Source organism: Allokutzneria multivorans (assembly GCF_039537405.1).
In the GTDB taxonomy this organism is placed as follows: domain Bacteria; phylum Actinomycetota; class Actinomycetes; order Mycobacteriales; family Pseudonocardiaceae; genus Allokutzneria; species Allokutzneria multivorans.
The window spans coordinates 318,409-336,594 of record NZ_BAABAL010000012.1 but is presented as its reverse complement, the minus strand read 5'-3'; the positions used below and the strand labels follow the sequence as shown (position 1 = coordinate 336,594).

The window sequence follows — 18,186 nt, the reverse complement described above, 5'->3', positions numbered from 1 at the left end:
TGCCCTTTGGTGCAGCCGGTTCTGTGCTTTTATGGGGTTGTGCTTACATTTCGTGAGATCACTGATGAGAACCGGGACGCGGTGTGCGACGTGCGGGTGCGCCCCGGGCAGGAGAAGTTCGTCGACTCGGTGGAGAAGTCGCTGCGGGACGCTTTCTCGACTCCGGAGGCTGCGCCCTGGTATCGGGCGGTTTATCGCGGGGACGTCCCGGTGGGGTTCGTGATGTTGAGTTGGAACGTGGTGCCGCGGCCGGGGATTCTGGGGCCGTACTTTTTGTGGCGGTTGTTGGTGGGAGAGGAGTATCAGGGGCGCGGGTTTGGGAGGGAGATCGTGCGGATGGTGGTGGAGATGGTGCGGGCTGATGGCGGTCGGGAGTTGCTGACCAGTTATCAGCCTGGGGTTGGGTCGCCTTGGCCGTTTTATCGGGGGCTGGGGTTTGTGGAGACGGGGGAGGTGGAGGAGGGGGAGGTTGTTGTACGGCTTTTTTTGTAGCTCTTTGGTTGCGCGGTGCTGCTGGGTTTTCTGGTTGGGTTGGGTGCGTGGGGGTCGGCTGGGCTTCCAGCTGGTGCCGGTTCCAGCGTGGGGGTCGGCTGGGCTTCCAGCGGGGGTACGGCTGGGCTTCCAGCTTGCGCCGGTTCCAGCGTGGGGGTCGGCTTGACCTGGGGGCCCCTTGCGCGTGCCGTCATGGGCCGGGCGGGCACGGTGAAGGATCACCGGCCCACGCGGGCAAGCGTATGGCACGCGCACCCCAGGTAAAGCCGACCCAGCTTGTTTCGCGGCTCGCTTTAGTCTGGGGTTGCGTTTTCGGGCGGTGGGGCGCCTGGGAATTCATCCATTAGAGCCATGATCCACTATTTAATCGGCGTAAAATAGAAGGTATGGACGAAGCTGACGTAAAAGTAGCCTACGCAGGTATCGCTCAAGCCATCGCGACATTCTCCGGTGTGCTGGTCGACTACCTCGCGGGACTCGATTCTCGTGACCGTGAGTTCGCGGAGAACTTCATCGCCCCGGTCCTCAAGGTGTCGCCCGTCAAAGGCACCCGGCTGATCGACCGAGCCACCGAACTCCTCGAGCATCGGGTGGTCTTCAAGGCAATGGCCGAAGGCCGAATCGACGAAGGCAAGTCACTCATGATCCTCGACCTCCTCCGCACACTGACCGTCGCCCAAGCGTTGATCGTGGAGAAGGTCCTGGTGGCTCATGCGGAGACCAACACCTACTCCGCCACTCGTCAGTACGGGGTGCGCTACATCCACCGCATCGACCCCGAGGCTGCCGAACGCCGTCACAAGGCCAAGCACAAAGCCCGCCTCGTCGAGAAGTTCAACCTCGACGACGGCATGTCCTCACTCCGGTTGACCATGACCGCCCACGACGCTGCCCTGTCCTATGACCGCATCGACCGGATCGCGAAGGCTCTGCCGAAGGATCGCCGGACCTTGGACCAGAAGCGCTCCGACGTGGCGAAGGATCTGTTGCACGGCAGGGAAACCGCCGCCCCGCAGGGCCAAACCATGGTGTACCTGACCATGCCTGTCACCTCAGCCCTCGGCCTGACCGAGGACCCGGGGATGCTCAACGGCTACGGCCCACTCCCCGCACCCCTCGCCCGCGACATCGCAGCAGGCGGCATCTGGAAGCGCATCCTCACCGACCCGAAGACTGGCATGGCCGAGGAAATCAGCAACATCTACCGCCCCACCGACAAACAACGCGAACTCATCGCCGCGAGATACCCGACCTGCACCGCCATCGGATGCAGACAACCCGCACACCGCTGCGACCTCGACCACTGCTGCCCCTACAACGGCACCAACACCACCATCAAGAACCTGCGACCCAAATGCAGGCATCACCACCGCATGAAAACCCACACCAACTGGACCTGCGAAAACCGCGACGACGGCACCCACGCATGGACCACACCCCGAGGCCACACCTACGAGACCGCGCCCGAGCCCATCGCCGAACCCGCACCCTTCTAAATCCATGCTGACGGTAAACATCCTCTGATACCGTCAGGGTGTGGAGTACCCCATCCTGGGCACAGAGCCGCTGCCGGTCGAGTTCGCCAACACGCTCTACGGCGACTTCGACTGCCTCGGCACGCCAGCACTGGCGGCGGGGTGGTTCGCCGAGATGGGGCTGGGAGTGGCCGATGCGGGGCGCGCGCGGGAACTGCGGGACGCCGTTCGTCAGGCGCTCAGCCACGAAGCCGATGCGGGAGCGGTTGACGTGCTCAACGCGTTCGCGGCGGAAGCGCCGAGCGTGTTGCGGTTGGAAGGTGACCGGAAAGCGCGCTGGGTCAGCACGACAGATTCGGTGCTGGGGCGGATCGCCACGTGTGCGATCGAACTGCTCGTCGACGGCGTTGTGCCACGGCGGTGCGGGGCGCCGGACTGCGGGTTGATGTTCGTGGCGCAGCACGCTCGTCGGCGGTTCTGCCACCCCACGTGCAGTGGACGTGTGCGCCAGGCGCGCTACTACCGACGACAGCTGGAGGAGCAGGCATGATCACTTGGCGCAGGGTCGCGGTCGACGACTTTTCGTTGGTGGCGCAATGGCTTTCGACTCCACACGTGCATCGGTGGTGGCACCACGAATTTACCGCCGAGGCCGTGGAGCGGGACTTTGGGGCGTCGGCGCGCGGTGAAGAGCCCGGTGAGGACTGGTTGGTCTTCGTGGACGGGGAGCCCGTGGGGTTGATGCAGCGCTCCCGGATCGCGGACTACGACGAGGACCTCGAAGAATTGTCGGCGGCAGTGGACGTTCCTGACGACGCGGTCACCCTCGACTACTTCATCGGCGACAGGGGACAGGTGGGGCGCGGGCTCGGCTCGCGGATGATCCAGTGGGCCGTGGAGCGCACGTGGGAGGACCACCCGAAGGCGACCGCGATCATCATTCCGGTGGTGGCAGCCAACATCGCCTCGTGGCGCGCGTTGGAGAAGGCGGGCGCGACGCGGATCGCCGAAGCCGACATGGAGCCCGACAACCCCGTCGATGAGCCACTGCACTACGTCTACCGCTTCGACCGGCTCGCCGTGACTGCTTGACGAGAAACCGCGTGCGGGGCCGAAAGCGGGCCGCTACGGTCGGGTCGTGGATGACGGCTACTTCGGTGAGAGCGTGGCGGCGAACTACGACGAGTCGTCGGCGGTGATGTTCGAGCCGGGCACGGTGGAGCCGGCGGTCGACTTCCTGGCCGGGCTCGCGGGCGCGGGACGCGCGCTGGAGCTGGGCATCGGGACCGGACGCATCGCGCTTCCGTTGGCACAGCGCGGAATCGACGTTCACGGCATCGAGCTGTCGCGGGCGATGGTCGAGCGGCTGCGCGCCAAGCCCGGCGGCGACGCGCTCGGCGTGACGGTCGGCGACTTCTCCACGACGAGGGTGGACGGCACCTTCTCGCTCGCCTACCTGGTCTTCAACACGATCATGAACCTGACGACGCAGGACGCGCAGGTCGAGTGCTTCCGCACGGTGGCTGAGCACCTCGAACCGGGCGGGTGCTTCGTGATCGAGGTCGGCGTTCCCGAGTTGCGCAAGCTCCCGCCGGGGCAGAACGTCCTGCCGTTCCACGTCAGCCCGACGCGGTGGGCCTACGACGTGTACGAGTTCGCCACGCAGGCGATGAGCTCGAACTACGTCCAGCAGGGCAAGGAGTTCCGCTCCGTCCCGTTCCGCTACGTGTGGCCCGCCGAGCTGGACCTGATGGCGCGGCTGGCCGGGCTGCGGCTGCGCGAGCGCTGGGCGGACTGGACGCGCGAGCCCTTCACCGACGACAGCGAGGCGCACGTGTCGGTCTGGGAGAAGCTCTAACGCGACGCCAGCACGGCGACGCCGGGCCCGGACAGCTCCGCGAGGGCCGAGGAACGCCCGGCGATGGCCATCAGCAGGGCCTCCCCGGGGCCGCGCACCTCCGGGCCGCAGCCGTGCGAGAACGCCACGTCGGTGGCGATCACACTGAGGCCGCGGGTGCGCTTGGGTGCCCCGATCGGGGGAGCCCGGAACGCGAAGCGGAGCGCGGCGCTCAGCCGATCGTGCGGGATCTCGCGGGGCAGGCCCAGCGGCCGTCGGATGTCCTGCTGGTGGATCAACCCGTCCAGCAGCGGGATCATGCCGCCGAACACCGTGGTCAGGCCGCGCGGCCGGGCGTGGGCGCGGAACAGGGCGAGGAGGTCGGCGTTGGCGTTCTCGGCGACGCACAACGCGTTGGCCCTGTTCAGGCTGAAGCGGCTGCGCGCGAGCAGGGAGAGCGTCCCGCGCCACGAGAGGGCGTCGTAGCTGATCACGTGGGCGGCGAGCTGGCGGACTGTCCAGTCCGCGCACAGTGTTGGCATGTCCCACTGCTCCGGAGCGAGTCCTGCCAGGAGGTCGGTGAAGTCGGCGCGCTCCTGAGCGGCCAGTGCCATCGTGCTCATCCCGGCATTCTCCCCCGTTCCGGCAGCAGCATCACGATCACATGAGTGCGTGACGGGGAACGGGGGTTCGGGCCGACTTCTGCGCGGTTCGCCAGTCTTCAAGACCCACAAACCCCCACCTCAACGGACTCCAACGACCGCAAACCCTCCGCCGCCTCGAAGTAGGAGTCGGTTGACGATGATCGAAACGGGGGTTCGGTGGTCTTGAAGACACCCCAACTCCGGGGCCACCGGCTCAAGAGCGGTAGACGCGAAAGCCGCTACGGGAAGGCGGCGCGGCGGGCGGCTCGGCGGAGGACGGCGAGCACGGCGGGGCCGGCGAGCAGGATGGCGACGAGGTTGGTGAGCGCGCGGCCGGTGTCCCAACCGAAGGTCGACGTGACGAGGGTGAACACGAAGAAGCGGTGCAGGTTCTCCAGCAGCGGGGCGCCGGGGACGAACGACAGGTCGGTCTGGATGCCCGTGGTGAACGGCCAGAACCACATGTTCATCACGAAACCGAAGCTGTACGCGGCAAGGACACCGTAAGCGGCGAGCATCGCGATCTCCGCCTTTCCCTTGACGCGGCGGGGAAGCAGGCCCGCGCCGAGGCCGATCCACGACGAAGCGACCATCTGGAACGGCAGCCACGGGCCGACTCCGGCGGTGAGCAGCGCGGAGGCGAACAGCGAGGTCGAGCCGAGCACGAAACCGAAGCCCGGCCCGAAAACCCGGCCGGCGAGCACGAGCAGGAAGAACACGGTCTCGATGCCCGCGGTGCCCGCGCCGAGCGGGCGGAGCGCGGCGTTGATCGCGGAGAGCACGCCGAGCATGGCCAGGGTCTTGGCGTCGATGCCGCCGGAGGACAGCTCGGCGAGCACGATCGCGATCAGCACGGGCAGGATGACCACGAAGATCAGCGGGGCGTCGGAGGTGTGTGCGATGGCCTCGGGGGCCGGGGTGGTGAACAGCGGCCACAGGAACATCACCAGCCCGGCGGCGGAGGCGATGGCGAGCACGACGGCGGCCCGAGGGGCGATGCGCAACGGGTTCCCTTTCACCGCAACGCCTCCGCGACCGCGTCGACGGTGAGGTAGGGCAGCGGCGAGAGGATCTTGGCGACCTGCGGGGCGAACGCGGGCGACGCGACCACGACGTCGGCGGTGGGGCCGTCGGCGACCACCTCGCCTTCGGCCAGGACGACCACGCGGTCGGAGACGGCGGCGACGAACTCGACGTCGTGGGTGGAGATCACGATCGCTCGGCCCTGAGCCGCCAGTCCGCGCACGAGCGCGCCGAACCGCCGTTTCGCTTGGTAGTCAAGGCCTCTGGTCGGTTCGTCGAGCAGCACGATGCCGGGGGCGGCGACGAGCTGCACGGCGAGCACGAGCGCGAGCCGCTGGCCCTCGGACAGGTCGCGTGGGTGCTTGTCGTCGGCGATCCCGGGCGCCAAACTGTCCAGAAGCGCCCGGCACGCGCCCGGCGAAGCCTCGGACTCGGCGTCGGCCTGCGCGCACTCGGCGGCCACGGTTTCCAGGTACAGCAGGTCGGAAGGTGTTTGCGGGACAAGGCCGACGAGCTTGCGCGCCTTACCGGGAGCGAGCGCCTTCGGGTCTTGGTCGCCGACGCGGACCGTCCCCGCCTGGCGCGGCCCCGAGCCCTGGAGCGCCCACAGCAACGAGGACTTCCCGGAACCGTTGCGCCCCATCAACGCCAGCACTTCGCCGGAATGGAGATCGATGTCGACCTCGCGCACCGCGATGACAGCTCCATAGCGCACGACCACCTTGCGCGCGCTCAGCGAGCAATCACCGCATTTCGTTGCTACAGAAGGACTCTCGGGTAGTCGAGAGCGAAGCGGCGCAGCCTGCCGACGCGCGTCGCGGACGGACAGCGGCAGCGGGTCCCACCCGGCGAGGCGGCCCAGCTCCACGACGGGCGGAGCGACCGGGCATGAGCGGAGGACCTCGGCCGGAGCGCCGCTGAGCACACTTCCGTCGCCGGGGAGGAAGAGCAGGCGGTCGGCGTACTGCACAACGCGTTCCATGCGGTGCTCGGCGACCACGACGGTCACGCCGAGGTCGTGCACGAGGCGGGTGATCGCGGCGAGCACGTCTTCGGCGGCGGTCGGGTCGAGCGCGGAGGTCGGTTCGTCGAGCACGAGCACCTCGGGGTGCGCGGTCAGCACGGAGCCGATCGCGACGCGTTGTTGCTGACCTCCAGAAAGAGTTCTCAGCGGACGGTTGCGGAGTTCGGCGATGCCAAGCAGGTCAAGGGTTTCCTCGACGCGCTTGCGCATCACCTCGCCGCGCACGCCGAGCTGCTCCATCGTGTAAGCCAGCTCTTCCTCGACGGTGTCGGTGACGAATCCGGCGAGCGGGTCCTGGCCGACCACGCCGACGACATCGGCGAACTCGCGCGGGCGGTGGGCGCGGGTGTCCATGCCCGCGACGCTGACCCGGCCGCTGAGCGTGCCGCCGGTGAAGTGCGGGACGAGCCCGTTGATCGCGCCGAGCAGGGTGGACTTGCCCGCCCCGGTCAGCCCGACCACCAGGCACAGCTCTCCCTCCGGCACTTCGACGTCCACATTGGACAGTGTCGGTGCCGTCGCGCCCGCGTAGCTGATCGTCACGTCGGTGAAGGTGATCACGTGGTCTCCGGGTGCGGTGGGGCGAGGACTGCCGGTGCGGCGCCGAGCAGCACGCCGAGCGCGGGCAGCGCGGCGAACTCCGGCCACGTCAACGGGTTCAGCGACGGGTAGAGGTTGGCCGCGTCGACCTGGCTGGTGATGAACAGAACGGCGGCGGTACCGATTCCGCACGCGGCCACGAGCAGCTCCGGCGCTCGCCAGCTGTCGGGCCGGTACACGGTGCGCGGCACACGACGGCCGCCGAGCACGAATCCGGCGATCGCCAGCGCGAGCCCGCCCGCGAGCACGGGCCCGCCGAGGTAGCGCGGAGCCGTGCCGTCCAACAGCCCGTACACGCCGACGCAGATCCCGGCCAACCCGCCGATGACGAGGAAGCCGGTGAGCAGCCGAGGGCCGCGCTGCCGCGTTCCCGTTCTGCCGTAACCGCGCGAATCCATCGCCGCCGCCAGCGCGAGCGAGCGGTCCAGCGCATCGGTGAGCACGGGGATCACGATGGCGCGCAAGGCTTTCATGCCCTTCTGCGCGCCGCCGCGCAACCGTCGGGCTCGCCGCACGCGCAGCACGCTCTCGATGAGCTGCGGGGCGACGGACAGCGCGACGACGACCGCCGCGCCGATCTCGTAGAGCGCGGACGGCACGGCCTTGAGCATGCGCTTGGGGTTGGCCAGCGCGTTCGCCGCCCCGAGGCAGACCACCATCGTCGCCAGCCGAAGCCCGTCGTAGAAGCCACCCAGCAGCTGCTCGGCGGCGACGGGCCCGAACAGCCGGATGCCCGCGGCCCACTCCGGCAACGGGATCTGCGGCAGGGTGAACAGGACGATCTCGCCCTGCCCGCCACCGAAGATGATCCGGAACACCACCCGCGAGAAGACGATCACCGCGCCGAGCAGCACGTACATCCGGAACGCCAGCGCCCACGGCGCGTCGCCCCTGCGGTGCGCGACCACGAACCCGGCCACCGCAAGGATCAGCGCCAGCAGCAACGGGTTCGTGGTCCGGCTCGCCGCCGTGGCCAGCCCGAGCGCCCACAACCACCAGGCACCCGGGTGCAGCGTTCTCGGCACCATGCTCAGCTGGAGTCACCGGCCCTGCGACGCCGAGCCGTGGCGATGATCGCGCCGACGACGACCGCGAGCACCGCGCCGATGCCGACGATCGTGCCCGTCGCGGAGTTCGACTCCGAAGCCGAATTCGTCGGTGTGACGCCGGTCCACGCCGGAGTTTCCGAGGTCGTCGCCGCAGGCGGTGGAGCGACCGTCGATGGCACTTCGGTCGTCGTGGTAGGCGCGATGCTCGACGACGTGACCTCAGGGGCAGGTGGCGGAGCACCCGGACCAGGTTGTGGCTGGGGTTGCGGTTGAGGTTGCGGACGAGGCGGGGGAGGAGGCGGTGGTGGGGCTGGAGGCGGAGACGGTGGTGCCGCGACCGGCCGCTGCGGCTTGACCCGTGGTTGCGGGTTCGTGGTCGCGGTGCGGTTCTTGGAGAACGACCAGCCCTCGTAGCTGCCGAGCGGCGGTTTCCGGTTCATGACACCGAAATCGCTGTACTTCCACGCGCCGCCGTTGGGGGCGTGCCAGTACGACCAGTACGCCGTCGCCGGAGGCGTGTCGATGCACGGCTCGGCCGACGGAGCGGGCTTTCCCTCGATGCGGCAGATGAAGCCCTCGCCCCACCGGTTGGTCCCGGTGATCGAGATGCCCGCGTTGCGCAGCGCCGCGTGCCCGGTGGCCTGCTCGCCCTGCGCGCAGCGGACGATCGTCGAGCCGCCGAGATCTTGAAAGTCGATCACAACTGTCACGCCGTTGCCGTCCGGGCAGTGACCTGGAGTTCCCTTGCCCTGAGCGGAGATCGGCGGAGTCGCGGCGGCCAGCAGGAATCCGGCGACCGCCGCGACGGCTGCCCAACGCCTCACGCCGACCGCCTGCGCGCGACCACCGTCACCAGCAGTCCGGCGGTGACCAGCACGAGCCCGGCCAGCAACGGCAGCGCGGGCTCCGCACCGGTCTGCGCGAGCGGCGTCGCCGGCTGGTCCACGACCGGCGGCGGCGTGGAGGTGGTGGTTTCGGAGGCGGTCGTCGTCTCGGGCGCTGAGGTCGTCGTCGACTCGGAAGCGGACGTGGTGGAAACCGTTGTCGTGGAAGGGTTCACGGTCGTCGCAGGAGGAGCCGCGGTGCGGGTCGGCTTCAGCGCGCCGAGCTTACCGAGCGGCACCTGGGCCAGGCCGAGCAACGCCTGCGCGCTGGCCCGCCGCCACTGGTCGCGCGCCATCTCCGGGATGCCGTTGGCGATCGCTTCCGCGAACGCGGCGTCGTTGTAGGCGATCGCGCCCGCGAAAGCCTTGGCAGCGCCACCGTTCGCGGCGGTGAGCTGGCGCTGTGCCACGTAGTCGGCGGCTTTGCGCGCGGGCTCGGTCCGCCCGGCGGCGGCGAGTGCCTGTGCCGCAAGGCCGGTGCTGTTGGTGTTGGACGCCTCGGTCGGGCCGGAGCCGCCGAAGGAGCCGTCGGCGCGCTGGGTGCGCTGCAACCAGTCGGCCCCCTTGTTCGCCGAAGCCGTTGCGGCAGGGGTGTTCGCGGCCAACAGCGCCTGGATCGCCATCGCCGTGGAGTCCGGGTCGAGCACCGCGTTGGGGAACTCGTCGCAGCTGATCGACGGGGTTCCGCCGAGCGTGGTGGAGAGCCGGAACCCGCCCACCGCGCACTGCTGCTTGATCAGGAAGTCCACCACCTCGCTCGGCACACCGCCGCTGCGTGCGAGGCCGATCACTGCGAGCGACTGGCCGAAGGTGTTGGTGTCACTGGTGATTCCCTTGTCCTGGATCTGCCCGTGGTTGGGCCCTGGACCGGCGATCAGCTCCAACATCTCCTGGCGCAGGTTGATCCCGCCGAAGGACGTCGGGTCGGTGTCGGCCGCGACCGCCGCGGCGAGCAGCTTGCCGGTCTCGTCGGCCAGCCGCACTCCCGGCTGCCCCCACAGGTCGTAGCTGTTGTAGCCGCGCACGTTGTGCGCCACCTTGTCCGCGACCTGGTTCAGCGCCGCACCATCGGTCCTCGTCGCCGAGAGCACGAAGAGCGCGTCGATCGTGAGGCCCCAGTCAGGCCCGTTGAAGCCCGGCAGCGCTCCGTCGCGCAGCTCGCCGACCAGCCAACGCGCGCCCTCTGCTGTGCCAGGGGTCGCCTGAACCGGCTTGGGGAAGCGCGTCGCTGGCTGGGCGGTGAAGCGGGGCTTCGGTGCGGGACGAACCGGCGCGACGCGCGGCGGCGGGTTGTCGGAGGCGCTGCGGTCCTTGGAGAACGACCAGCCCTCATAGCTGCCCAACGGTGGTTTCCGGTTCGTGGCACCTTGTTGGCTGTAGGTCCACGTTCCGCCGTTCGGCGCGTGCCAGTACCCCCAATAGGCCGAAGCGGGCGGCGTGTTCACGCACGGCTCGGTGTCCGGGCCGGGTTTTCCGTTGAGGCGGCAGATGAAAGCCTTGCCCCAGCGCGTGGTCCCGGTGACCTCGAACCCGGCGTTCTCCAGCGCGGTCAATCCGCTGGCCTGCTCTCCCGGCGCGCAGCGGACGAGGGTGTCCCCGCCGAGCTCCTGGAAGTCCACGACGACGGTCACGCCGTTGCCGTCGGGACAGTGCCCCTCGGTGCCTTTCGGCTGCGCGGAGGCGGCGGGCAGGGTGAACCCGCAGATGAGAAGACAACACGTCAGCAGCGCCAGCGCACGGCGCGATAACCCAGACATCCCCAGTGTGCCCTTCCGGAGCGGTTCGCGAAGCTCCGGGCACGGCGCAGGGGCCCACCCGGCTCCGCTCTGCATTCCTCGACAGGTGAAGCCGCTCGTGCTCCGCCAGGCATTCCGGCTCGTGGTGACGGGGGTCACCACCTACGGTTGCGGGACAGCGCCGGGATTCGACCGGCTTCCCCTGGGCAGAGCACGTATGAAGTTGTCCAACGAACTGACGGTACGCGGCGGTACCCGCTCACCACAATCGGACGTCCGGAGGGCGTCTGTACGCGCGCAGGACGCCTCGGCAGCCGTAGAGGTTGACGTGCCACGGACTGTGCCCGAGCAGCGTCCAGTTCTCCTCCAGCTCGGCGAAGAAGTCCGCTCCGCCGCAGACCTCCGGGTTCAGCTCGCCGAGGTAGACGACCGTGTCGCCGGTGTAGGAGCGGAGGGAGTCAACCGCCAGGCCGCCGGACGGGGGCCAGGAGAGCAGCAGGGCGCGCTCGGGGTGCTCGGCCGGATCGGCGGGGTGGTGGGCGACGGGGTGGAACGGCTCGACCTCGTCCAGCCAGGTGTCGGTGGACGCGATGTCGGTGGCCAGCACGTCCACGCCGAGCTGCGAGAGTTGCCAAGCCCAGTATCCGAGCCCGGCCCCCACGTCGAGCACCGGCCGCCCCGCGAGCTGGGCCAGCAGCCAGGTGAGGTCGCCGGGACTCGGCAGCGCCCACGCGAAGCGGCGTTGCAGCACCCACCAACCGAATGGGCCGTGCGGCGGCGGAAGGGCTTCCACGAGCATGCCGGAACCGGGAACGGGTAGGCGACGTTCGTGCAGGGGGAGCGTGAGCGCGAGGTCCCAATACGGGTTGACCGTGTGTTGTGGCGTGGCTTCAAGCGTGCGGATTGGCTTGCCGGACAGGGAGGTTGCGCCCGGACGGCTCCAGTGCTCGCGCGCGGTGTCGAGCAGTTCGCTCGCGTGCGCCGGGATCACCGCCACGGCTGCTCCTCGGCGAAACGCAGGAGATCTGTGGTCTTGAGGCGGTGCTCAGCCTGAAGCGCGTCGTCGACTGGGAGCAGTTCCGCCAACGCTCGGTGAGTTCGGTAGCCGTACCAACGGTTCTTCAGCGAGACGGTCACGTCCCGCGCATCGGACTCCGACAGTTTCCCTTCCGCCACAAGTGAATCCAGGAAGGTGCGGATGTGCACCATCGGCTCGGACATGGGTTGGTACGGCGGCTCGGCGGAGTGCAGCAAAGCGACTTCGTCATCGGAGAACGATGGGTCGCTCACGAACCGTTGGTAGACGGCGCCGTAGCCGCGCATGCCCAGCGGCTCCATTTCGGCGGCTCGGATCGCGCCCATTGACGACAATCCCCATACGCGCCAACCGGATTCCAGTGCTGTGCGCAGCTCCACATGCCCGACCGCCGGGTAGCTGTGGAACGTCCCGTCGACAATGATCAGCGTGCCTGGTTCTTCCGCCGCGACCAGGGCTTCGACATCGCCGCGGCGCACGGGCGGGCGGACTTCGACCTCGGCGGGGAACACCGAGGGGAGCCCGAACGCGGTCGGCCCGACGAAGGCGTACGTGGTCATGCGCGAGCCGCCAGCCGTGGGCCGACGCGGTGCAGGCCATGGGTCAGCGACTCCAAGCCGGGCACGATGACGCGCACCACGGCCAGCGGCCCTGCGGTCAGGACGACCCGATAAGCCTGACGTCGCAACGATTTCATGAGTAGGTCCAAAGCGGACTCAATGCTGGTCACGAGGTGCGTCGGGATCTCCGAGTACCGTACGGCGTCCTTCGCGTCGGTGACCCGCGCACGCAGTGCCGCGACATCACCGTCGCGCGGGGCGTAGCGGCCTCCCGCGAGCAGGTCGTCACGTCCGCCGTGGATACCGGTCAGCCGGGACTGCGCCGCCTCGCACAGCCCGCGCACCGCTGCGATGTCGCGAACCAGGTGCAGCCCGGCCCCGTGCGCGATAGCGATCGGCATGTCGTCCTCGGGCTCCAGGATGAAACCCGCCACGTACGGCAGCCCGAACTCGTTCGGCGTGTACCGCAACACCGCTCGCAGACCCGCCGCTTCGACCTTGGCGATCAGCTCGGCCACCTCCGGCGGCGGGCTGTCCAGCTCCACGAGTCGCGAGCGGTCCGCGATGTGGTTGAACGCGTTGACATCGCGTTCGATGACCTCGGCGAGCCCGTGCACCGTCGCTTCTTCGACGGTGTTGCCCGAGCTGAGACCGTTGGTGCTGGTGCCGAAGATCCGCTGCCCGGGGTTCTCCTGGTACGGCGAGAACACCAGCTCCGCGGGCAGCGCGATCTCCGTGCCGTCGACGATGTCCTCCGCCATGACGCACACGAGCCGTCCGTGCGGGTCGACCTCCTTGCCCAGCAACGGACACAGGTCCACGAAGTCGAACTCAGCGCCCGGTTGGCTCGCGACCTCGTGCGGTGTCGAGTCGAAGACTTCGACCGTGCGCGCGCCGTACTCCGCCCGCGCGAACTCGATCGCTTCCATGAGCGCGCCGACCCTGGCTTCCTCGGGTCGCACGCCCTTGCCCGCGTTCACGCACAACGAACCGGGCGTCGCCGACGGCCTGATGCTCGCGAAGACCGGGATGCCGATGCTGTCCAGCCACGTCGTGTCCGTGACCCTCGTGATCCCCAGCTCCGCCGCGACCACCTCGGCCCGCGCCGCCGTCTCCGCCAACGGCGCCGAGCGCAGGCTCGACGTCAAGCGGTGCATCGATCCCCCAGCGCGGGTGCGGCGCTACTCCGCGTCCATCCCCATGTGCAGCACGAAACCGGCGCGGGTCACGCCCTCTTCTTCGAGCATCGCCCAGAACTTGTCGCTCGTGTCCTGGTCCAACGTGAAATCCTGCTCCGCCATCTGACCGTCCCCCATCGTCACCTCGGTCTGTCCCCGTGACCGTATGCACACCGGACACTTTCCCGCAAGGCAACTAACCCGCTGCTAAATCCGGCAGCTCGTGACGTTTGCGGGCAACCCGAACGCCGCCTTCGCCTCGGGCGCGGGGTCCGGGGTGTCGCGGCCGATCGAGCGGCGCACCTCCGCGTACCCGGCGTCGCTGAACATGCGGCGCAGCATCTCGTCGTTCCCCGCGCCGTCGATGGGAACCTCCACGTCCAGCACCTGGGTTCCCCTGAGCGTGACCACGACCGCGCCACTGCTGCCCGCGTTGCTCGCGAGGCACCCGTCACCCCGCGCGTAGTTCATGCAGCTCGCGAGCACACCGACGCGCACCGTGTCGCCGTCGCGCCGCGTCTCCACCACACGCTCCGCGCAGAACCAACGCCCGCCGCTCTTGGTCGGCCACGTCAGCTTCTTGTTGCTCAGCAAGGCCTCGTGCACCGCCGGGCTCACCGCGCGAACCAGCTGCTCGTCGAGTTCGAGCTTCGGCTTCTGCAACACCAGCACTGTGCCCACGAACAGCACGATCCCCGCGCTCACGGCCAGCGCGACGCGTTTCCGAGTAGTCACAGGTCGCGGATGACTCGGGCGGGGTTGCCCGCGACGAAGGTGCGCGCCGGGACATCGCGCAGCACCACGGAGCCTGCGCCGACGACGGCGTCGGCTCCGATGGTGACACCGGGGCAGACGATCACGCCGCCACCGAGCCACGCGTTGTCGCCGATGGTGATGGGCAACGGTTTCTCCCAGCCCTCGCGGCGCTTGTCGTGGTCCTCCAACGGGTGCAGCGCGGTCAGCAGCTGGGCGCGCGGCCCGATCCGCACGTCGTCGCCGATGGTGATGCGGGCGTCGTCCATGAAGATGGCGTCGTTGTTGACGAAGCTGTTCGCGCCGATGGTTGTGAGGTGGCCGTAGCTGCACAGGAACCGCGTCAGCACGCGGGTTCCGGGGCCGATGCCGCCGAGCAGCTCGGTGAGGATGCCGAAGCGCTCGGCGTCCTCGTCGGCGGTGGTGGCGTTGAAGCGGTCCAGCAGCCGACCGCAGCGGAGCCGGTCCTCGGCGAGGTCGGGCTCGTCGAGGTACCACTCGTTGCGCAGCATGCGTTCCTTGTTGTCGCCCACGCCGTCCGATCATGCCAGCGCCGACGCCAGGACGGTGGCACGGTTTTGGTGGTACTTGAACGCACCAAACGACCCGTTCAGCGCGCTCAATGCACCAAACGACCCGTTCAGCGCGCTCAACGCACCAAACGGGTCGTTCAGGGCTCCCCACCACACGCACCCCAACGACTCGTCCAACCACGTGAACCCACCTCAATGACTCATTCATGTGGTTGAGCGTGCTGAATGAGTCATTGAGGTACTTGAACGCCCTCAATGACTCATTCAGGTACTTCAGCGTCCCCAATGACTCATTCAGGTACCTGCGACGGACCAAACGCGGCATTGGCGTGGGCGGCACGTGGACGCGGGCCTGCCGCACCACGGGACGAGCTGGTTCGACCACGCGCCCGCGATGGCTGAGGCACGCGCTCAGCCGAGATCGGTGATCTTGCGCTCCAGCACTGCGCGCTCGCGTGCGTTGCCGCACAAGGCGATGGCGCGCTCCAGTTCGGAGCGCGCCTCGTCAGTGCGGCCGAGCCGCGCGAGCAGTTCGCCGCGCACGCTGGGCAACAGGTGGGAGTTGGCCAGCGCCTTGGCCGCGACCAGCTCGTCCACGATCGCCAGCGCGGCGGCAGGGCCTTCGGCCATGGCGACCGCGGCGGCGCGGTTGAGGTCGACGACGGGGGACGGCCCGAGCTGGCCGAGCGCCTCGTACAGCACGACGATGCGCCCCCAGTTGGTCTCCTCGACCGAGTCGGAGATCGCGTGGCACTCGGCGATCGCGGCCTGGAGCCCGTAGGCGCCGATGCCGCGACCGATCTGCGACGCGCGGGCGAGCGCGGCTCGTCCGCGCAGGATCGCCGCGCGGTCCCACCGACGCCGGTTCTGGTGTTCCAGCAGCACGAGTTCGCCGTCCGGGCCGGTGCGGGCGGGGAAGCGCGCCGCGGTCAGTTCGAGCAGCGCGAGCAGGCCGAGCACCTCGGGCTCGTCGGGCATGAGCTGGGCGAGCACCCGCGCCAGCCGCTGCGCCTCCCCCGCGAGGTCGAAGCGGATCAGGTCATCGCCCGAACTCGCCGAGGACCCCTCGGTGAAGATCAGGTAGACCACGCTGAGCACCGAGCCCAGCCGCTGGGCGCGCTCGGCGACCGGGGGCACCTCGAACGGCACCCCGGCCTCGCCGAGCGACTTCTTCGCGCGGGTGATCCTCGCCTGCACGGTCGCGGTCGGCACCAGGAAGGCCTTCGCGATCTCGTCGCTGGTCAGACCGCCGACGACGCGCAGCGTCAGCGCCACCCGGGCCTCGCGCGGCAGCACGGGGTGGCACGAGACGAACATCAGCGCGAGCACGTCGTCGTCGATCTGGTCCGGGTCCCACAGCACGTGGTCGGACTCGGCCTCGATCGTGCCGCCGGAGTACGCGCCGCCCTCGCCGAGGTCCTTGGCGAAGGAGGCGTAGCGCTCGTCCAGCGCGGAACGCCGCCGGAAGGCGTCGATCGCGCGACGCCTCCCGACGGCGAGCAGCCACCCGGCGGGGCTGCGCGGCACACCCTCGCGCGGCCACGTCACCAGCGCTTCGGCGAGCGCCTCCTGGGCGAGGTCCTCGGCCAGCGCGAAATCGCCGGTGTAGCGCGCGAGCGCACCGACGATCCGCGCCGACTCGATCCGCCAGACGGCGGCGACGGCGTCCCGGCCCGTTGCCTCAGCCATCGCTGCCCGCTCGGGTCACAGCTGACCGGTCGCCTCGCGCCACTCCCGCTCCTTCTTGATCCACTCGTTGTCCTGCGGCATCTCGTCGATCGAGGTGACCCTGCGGATCTCGGCCTTGCTGCCCTTGCCCGCCAGCGGAGCGCGCCGCGCCCAGGCGACGGCCTCCTCCTGCGAGGCCACGTTCAGGATCCAGAAACCGCCGAACAGCTCCTTGGTCTCACCGTAGGGACCGTCGGTGACCACGGGAACCTCGGAGGAGTAGTCCACGACGACGCCGGGCTGCGTCGGGTCCAGCCCCTCGGCCGCGACCAGCACACCCGCCCTGATCAGCTCGTCGTTGAACCGCCCCATCGACTCGATGATCTCGTCGAAGTCGACGTTCTCGAAGTTCTCGAAGGTCTCGTCGGTGGCCCGCATGATCAGCATGTACTTCACGGTGCGTCTCCCTGGCTCGTCGTCCGGGTCGCTCTCGGACCCGCTCGCACCTAGGTCGAACGGGCGCGGCAGCGGATCGACAAACTCGTCGAACTTTTTTCCGAGAAGGTCGCGGGCAGCCTAAAACACGTGCTCAGGCCTGCGCAGCGACCACGAACACCTCCCCCTCGGACGGTTTGAGCCCTGAACGGCCCGTTCAGGTACTTCAACGCACCAAACGACCCGTTCAGCGCGCTCAACGCACTGAACGGGTCGTTCAGGGAGTTCAGCGCACCAAACGGGGCGTTGGTGCGGGCAGACCTCGGCGCGGTCTCGCGGCGACGGGGCGAAGCAGCGCCTCCCGGCAAGCTGTCGTGCGTCGTTCACTCTCGCTGGCGTGCTAGCCGCTGTCCGGCGAGATCCAGCCACCTTCGTGACGCCGCTCCGGCCGCCGTGAGGAACACGACCTGCTGGTCCACGTCAGGCACGGTCAGCACGTCGGAGTGCAGCTCCAGCGCTCCGGCCTCGGGGTGCAGGACAGTGCGGTCGCAGTGGCCGGGGGAGTGCACCGGATCAGCCGCCCACAGCTCCCGGAACTCCGCGCTCGCCCTGGTCAGCTCGGTGACGACGCCGGAGATCCGCACGTCGCCGGGGTAGCGGCTCGACGCGGCGCGCAGCCGGGCGACGGCCACGCGGGACAGGCCCTCCGACACCTCCATCGGGTGGCCGAGCCCCAGGAACCAGCGACGCGCGATGTTCGGCTCACCGGCGAGGTCGCCGAGCAGAGCGTTGGCGAGCGCGTTCCACGCGATCACGTCGTAGCCCGCGTCTGTGACCACGGCCGCCGAGTCCGGCAAGCGGTTCAGGAACGCGGCGACGGACGGCGTGACCTGGCGCTTCGGGCTCGCAGGCAGGCCAGGGGCGGCGCCGAGCCGGAACAGGTGAGCGCGTTCGGCCGCGCTCAGCCGGAGCGCGTCGGCGAGGGCGGACAGGACGCGCGGCGACGGGTGCGGCCCGCGTGCCTGTTCGAGGCGGGAGTAGTAGTCGACGGACACGTGCGCGAGCTCCGCGACCTCCTCGCGGCGCAGGCCGGGAGTCCGCCGTGGCGCCGTGGGCAGGCCGAAGTCCCTGGGCCGCAGACCTTCCCGGCGAGCGCGCATGAACCTGGCCAGGTCCTGTTTCCCCATAGCTCCTCCTCGCGGTCCTGCCAGGGATCGATTGTCCCTGGAAGTGGGGTCAGCAGGCAGGCACGGTCGCCT

General features: G+C 69.2%; 19 protein-coding genes and 1 riboswitch. Of the genes, 5 read left to right on the top strand and 14 right to left on the bottom strand.

Translation table 11 applies throughout. The features are described 5' to 3' along the window. The first annotated feature begins 9 nt into the window (after window positions 1-9). The 5 genes from ABD798_RS18330 (at window position 10) to ABD798_RS18310 (ending at window position 3,825) form a co-directional block, all read left to right on the top strand. Window positions 10-492 carry a GNAT family N-acetyltransferase gene (locus ABD798_RS18330; protein WP_344876330.1) on the top strand — a complete coding sequence of 161 codons (483 nt, stop codon included), beginning with the start codon at window positions 10-12 and terminating at the stop codon, window positions 490-492. Between the two features lie 386 nt (window positions 493-878). After that, window positions 879-1,988, top strand: coding sequence for an HNH endonuclease signature motif containing protein (locus ABD798_RS18325; protein ID WP_344876328.1), 1,110 nt, complete (start codon window positions 879-881; stop codon window positions 1,986-1,988). A gap of 40 nt (window positions 1,989-2,028) precedes the next feature. Further along, window positions 2,029-2,517 carry a CGNR zinc finger domain-containing protein gene (locus tag ABD798_RS18320; protein WP_344876326.1) on the top strand — a complete coding sequence of 163 codons (489 nt, stop codon included), beginning with the start codon at window positions 2,029-2,031 and terminating at the stop codon, window positions 2,515-2,517. Then, window positions 2,514-3,059: a GNAT family N-acetyltransferase gene (locus ABD798_RS18315; protein WP_344876325.1), complete on the top strand. Its 546-nt coding sequence runs from the start codon at window positions 2,514-2,516 to the stop codon at window positions 3,057-3,059. The genes ABD798_RS18320 and ABD798_RS18315 overlap by 4 nt, the downstream gene beginning before the upstream one ends. A 46-nt stretch (window positions 3,060-3,105) precedes the next feature. Further along, window positions 3,106-3,825 (top strand): class I SAM-dependent DNA methyltransferase, encoded by a 720-nt coding sequence (locus tag ABD798_RS18310; protein WP_344876323.1) that lies wholly within the window; start codon window positions 3,106-3,108, stop codon window positions 3,823-3,825. Here the strand turns inward: ABD798_RS18310 and ABD798_RS18305 are convergent. The 14 genes from ABD798_RS18305 to ABD798_RS18240 form a co-directional block, all read right to left on the bottom strand. Further along, entirely contained in the window at window positions 3,822-4,427 is a 606-nt protein-coding gene (locus ABD798_RS18305) for a maleylpyruvate isomerase family mycothiol-dependent enzyme (protein ID WP_344876321.1), read from the bottom strand. The genes ABD798_RS18310 and ABD798_RS18305 overlap by 4 nt on opposite strands. A gap of 260 nt (window positions 4,428-4,687) precedes the next feature. Further along, window positions 4,688-5,392: an ECF transporter S component gene (locus tag ABD798_RS18300; protein WP_344876354.1), complete on the bottom strand. Its 705-nt coding sequence runs from the start codon at window positions 5,390-5,392 to the stop codon at window positions 4,688-4,690. A gap of 71 nt (window positions 5,393-5,463) precedes the next feature. Next, the gene (locus tag ABD798_RS18295) at window positions 5,464-7,056 is read right to left on the bottom strand and encodes an ABC transporter ATP-binding protein (protein ID WP_344876319.1); all 1,593 of its coding nucleotides are present in this window, start codon (window positions 7,054-7,056) and stop codon (window positions 5,464-5,466) included. Further along, window positions 7,053-8,123, bottom strand: coding sequence for a CbiQ family ECF transporter T component (locus ABD798_RS18290; protein WP_344876317.1), 1,071 nt, complete (start codon window positions 8,121-8,123; stop codon window positions 7,053-7,055). Before ABD798_RS18290 ends, ABD798_RS18295 begins: the two co-directional genes overlap by 4 nt. A 2-nt stretch (window positions 8,124-8,125) precedes the next feature. Beyond that, the gene (locus ABD798_RS18285) at window positions 8,126-8,968 is read right to left on the bottom strand and encodes an ABC transporter substrate-binding protein (RefSeq protein ID WP_344876315.1); all 843 of its coding nucleotides are present in this window, start codon (window positions 8,966-8,968) and stop codon (window positions 8,126-8,128) included. After that, window positions 8,965-10,785: a hypothetical protein gene (locus ABD798_RS18280; protein WP_344876313.1), complete on the bottom strand. Its 1,821-nt coding sequence runs from the start codon at window positions 10,783-10,785 to the stop codon at window positions 8,965-8,967. Before ABD798_RS18280 ends, ABD798_RS18285 begins: the two co-directional genes overlap by 4 nt. A gap of 87 nt (window positions 10,786-10,872) precedes the next feature. Continuing rightward, window positions 10,873-10,990: riboswitch (cobalamin riboswitch) on the bottom strand. 33 nt (window positions 10,991-11,023) lie between these two features. After that, entirely contained in the window at window positions 11,024-11,761 is a 738-nt protein-coding gene (locus ABD798_RS18275) for a class I SAM-dependent methyltransferase (RefSeq protein WP_344876311.1), read from the bottom strand. After that, window positions 11,752-12,360: a TfuA-like protein gene (locus ABD798_RS18270; protein WP_344876309.1), complete on the bottom strand. Its 609-nt coding sequence runs from the start codon at window positions 12,358-12,360 to the stop codon at window positions 11,752-11,754. Before ABD798_RS18270 ends, ABD798_RS18275 begins: the two co-directional genes overlap by 10 nt. Continuing rightward, window positions 12,357-13,517: a YcaO-like family protein gene (locus tag ABD798_RS18265; protein WP_344876307.1), complete on the bottom strand. Its 1,161-nt coding sequence runs from the start codon at window positions 13,515-13,517 to the stop codon at window positions 12,357-12,359. The genes ABD798_RS18270 and ABD798_RS18265 overlap by 4 nt, the downstream gene beginning before the upstream one ends. Before the next feature lie 228 nt (window positions 13,518-13,745). Further along, entirely contained in the window at window positions 13,746-14,273 is a 528-nt protein-coding gene (locus tag ABD798_RS18260) for a hypothetical protein (protein WP_344876305.1), read from the bottom strand. Then, window positions 14,270-14,824, bottom strand: coding sequence for a sugar O-acetyltransferase (locus ABD798_RS18255; RefSeq protein WP_344876303.1), 555 nt, complete (start codon window positions 14,822-14,824; stop codon window positions 14,270-14,272). The genes ABD798_RS18260 and ABD798_RS18255 overlap by 4 nt, the downstream gene beginning before the upstream one ends. 411 nt (window positions 14,825-15,235) lie before the next feature. Continuing rightward, a complete protein-coding gene (locus ABD798_RS18250) occupies window positions 15,236-16,513 on the bottom strand; it encodes an RNA polymerase sigma factor (RefSeq protein WP_344876301.1) in 1,278 nt (425 codons plus the stop codon). A 15-nt stretch (window positions 16,514-16,528) separates the two neighbouring features. Further along, window positions 16,529-16,948: a YciI family protein gene (locus ABD798_RS18245; protein WP_344876299.1), complete on the bottom strand. Its 420-nt coding sequence runs from the start codon at window positions 16,946-16,948 to the stop codon at window positions 16,529-16,531. 362 nt (window positions 16,949-17,310) lie between these two features. Continuing rightward, window positions 17,311-18,114 carry a helix-turn-helix transcriptional regulator gene (locus ABD798_RS18240; RefSeq protein ID WP_344876297.1) on the bottom strand — a complete coding sequence of 268 codons (804 nt, stop codon included), beginning with the start codon at window positions 18,112-18,114 and terminating at the stop codon, window positions 17,311-17,313. Between the last annotated feature and the right edge of the window lie 72 nt (window positions 18,115-18,186).

Excerpts from the sequence above, each read along its gene's own strand:
- ABD798_RS18325 (WP_344876328.1), top strand. The coding sequence starts at position 879 with ATGGACGAAGCTGACGTAAAAGTAGCCTACGCAGGTATCGCTCAAGCC.
- ABD798_RS18315 (WP_344876325.1), top strand. The coding sequence starts at position 2,514 with ATGATCACTTGGCGCAGGGTCGCGGTCGACGACTTTTCGTTGGTGGCG.
- ABD798_RS18305 (WP_344876321.1), bottom strand. The coding sequence starts at position 4,427 with ATGAGCACGATGGCACTGGCCGCTCAGGAGCGCGCCGACTTCACCGAC.
- ABD798_RS18300 (WP_344876354.1), bottom strand. The coding sequence starts at position 5,392 with ATGTTCCTGTGGCCGCTGTTCACCACCCCGGCCCCCGAGGCCATCGCA.
- ABD798_RS18290 (WP_344876317.1), bottom strand. The coding sequence starts at position 8,123 with ATGGTGCCGAGAACGCTGCACCCGGGTGCCTGGTGGTTGTGGGCGCTC.
- ABD798_RS18280 (WP_344876313.1), bottom strand. The coding sequence starts at position 10,785 with ATGTCTGGGTTATCGCGCCGTGCGCTGGCGCTGCTGACGTGTTGTCTT.
- ABD798_RS18270 (WP_344876309.1), bottom strand. The coding sequence starts at position 12,360 with ATGACCACGTACGCCTTCGTCGGGCCGACCGCGTTCGGGCTCCCCTCG.
- ABD798_RS18265 (WP_344876307.1), bottom strand. The coding sequence starts at position 13,517 with ATGCACCGCTTGACGTCGAGCCTGCGCTCGGCGCCGTTGGCGGAGACG.
- ABD798_RS18250 (WP_344876301.1), bottom strand. The coding sequence starts at position 16,513 with ATGGCTGAGGCAACGGGCCGGGACGCCGTCGCCGCCGTCTGGCGGATC.
- ABD798_RS18240 (WP_344876297.1), bottom strand. The coding sequence starts at position 18,114 with ATGGGGAAACAGGACCTGGCCAGGTTCATGCGCGCTCGCCGGGAAGGT.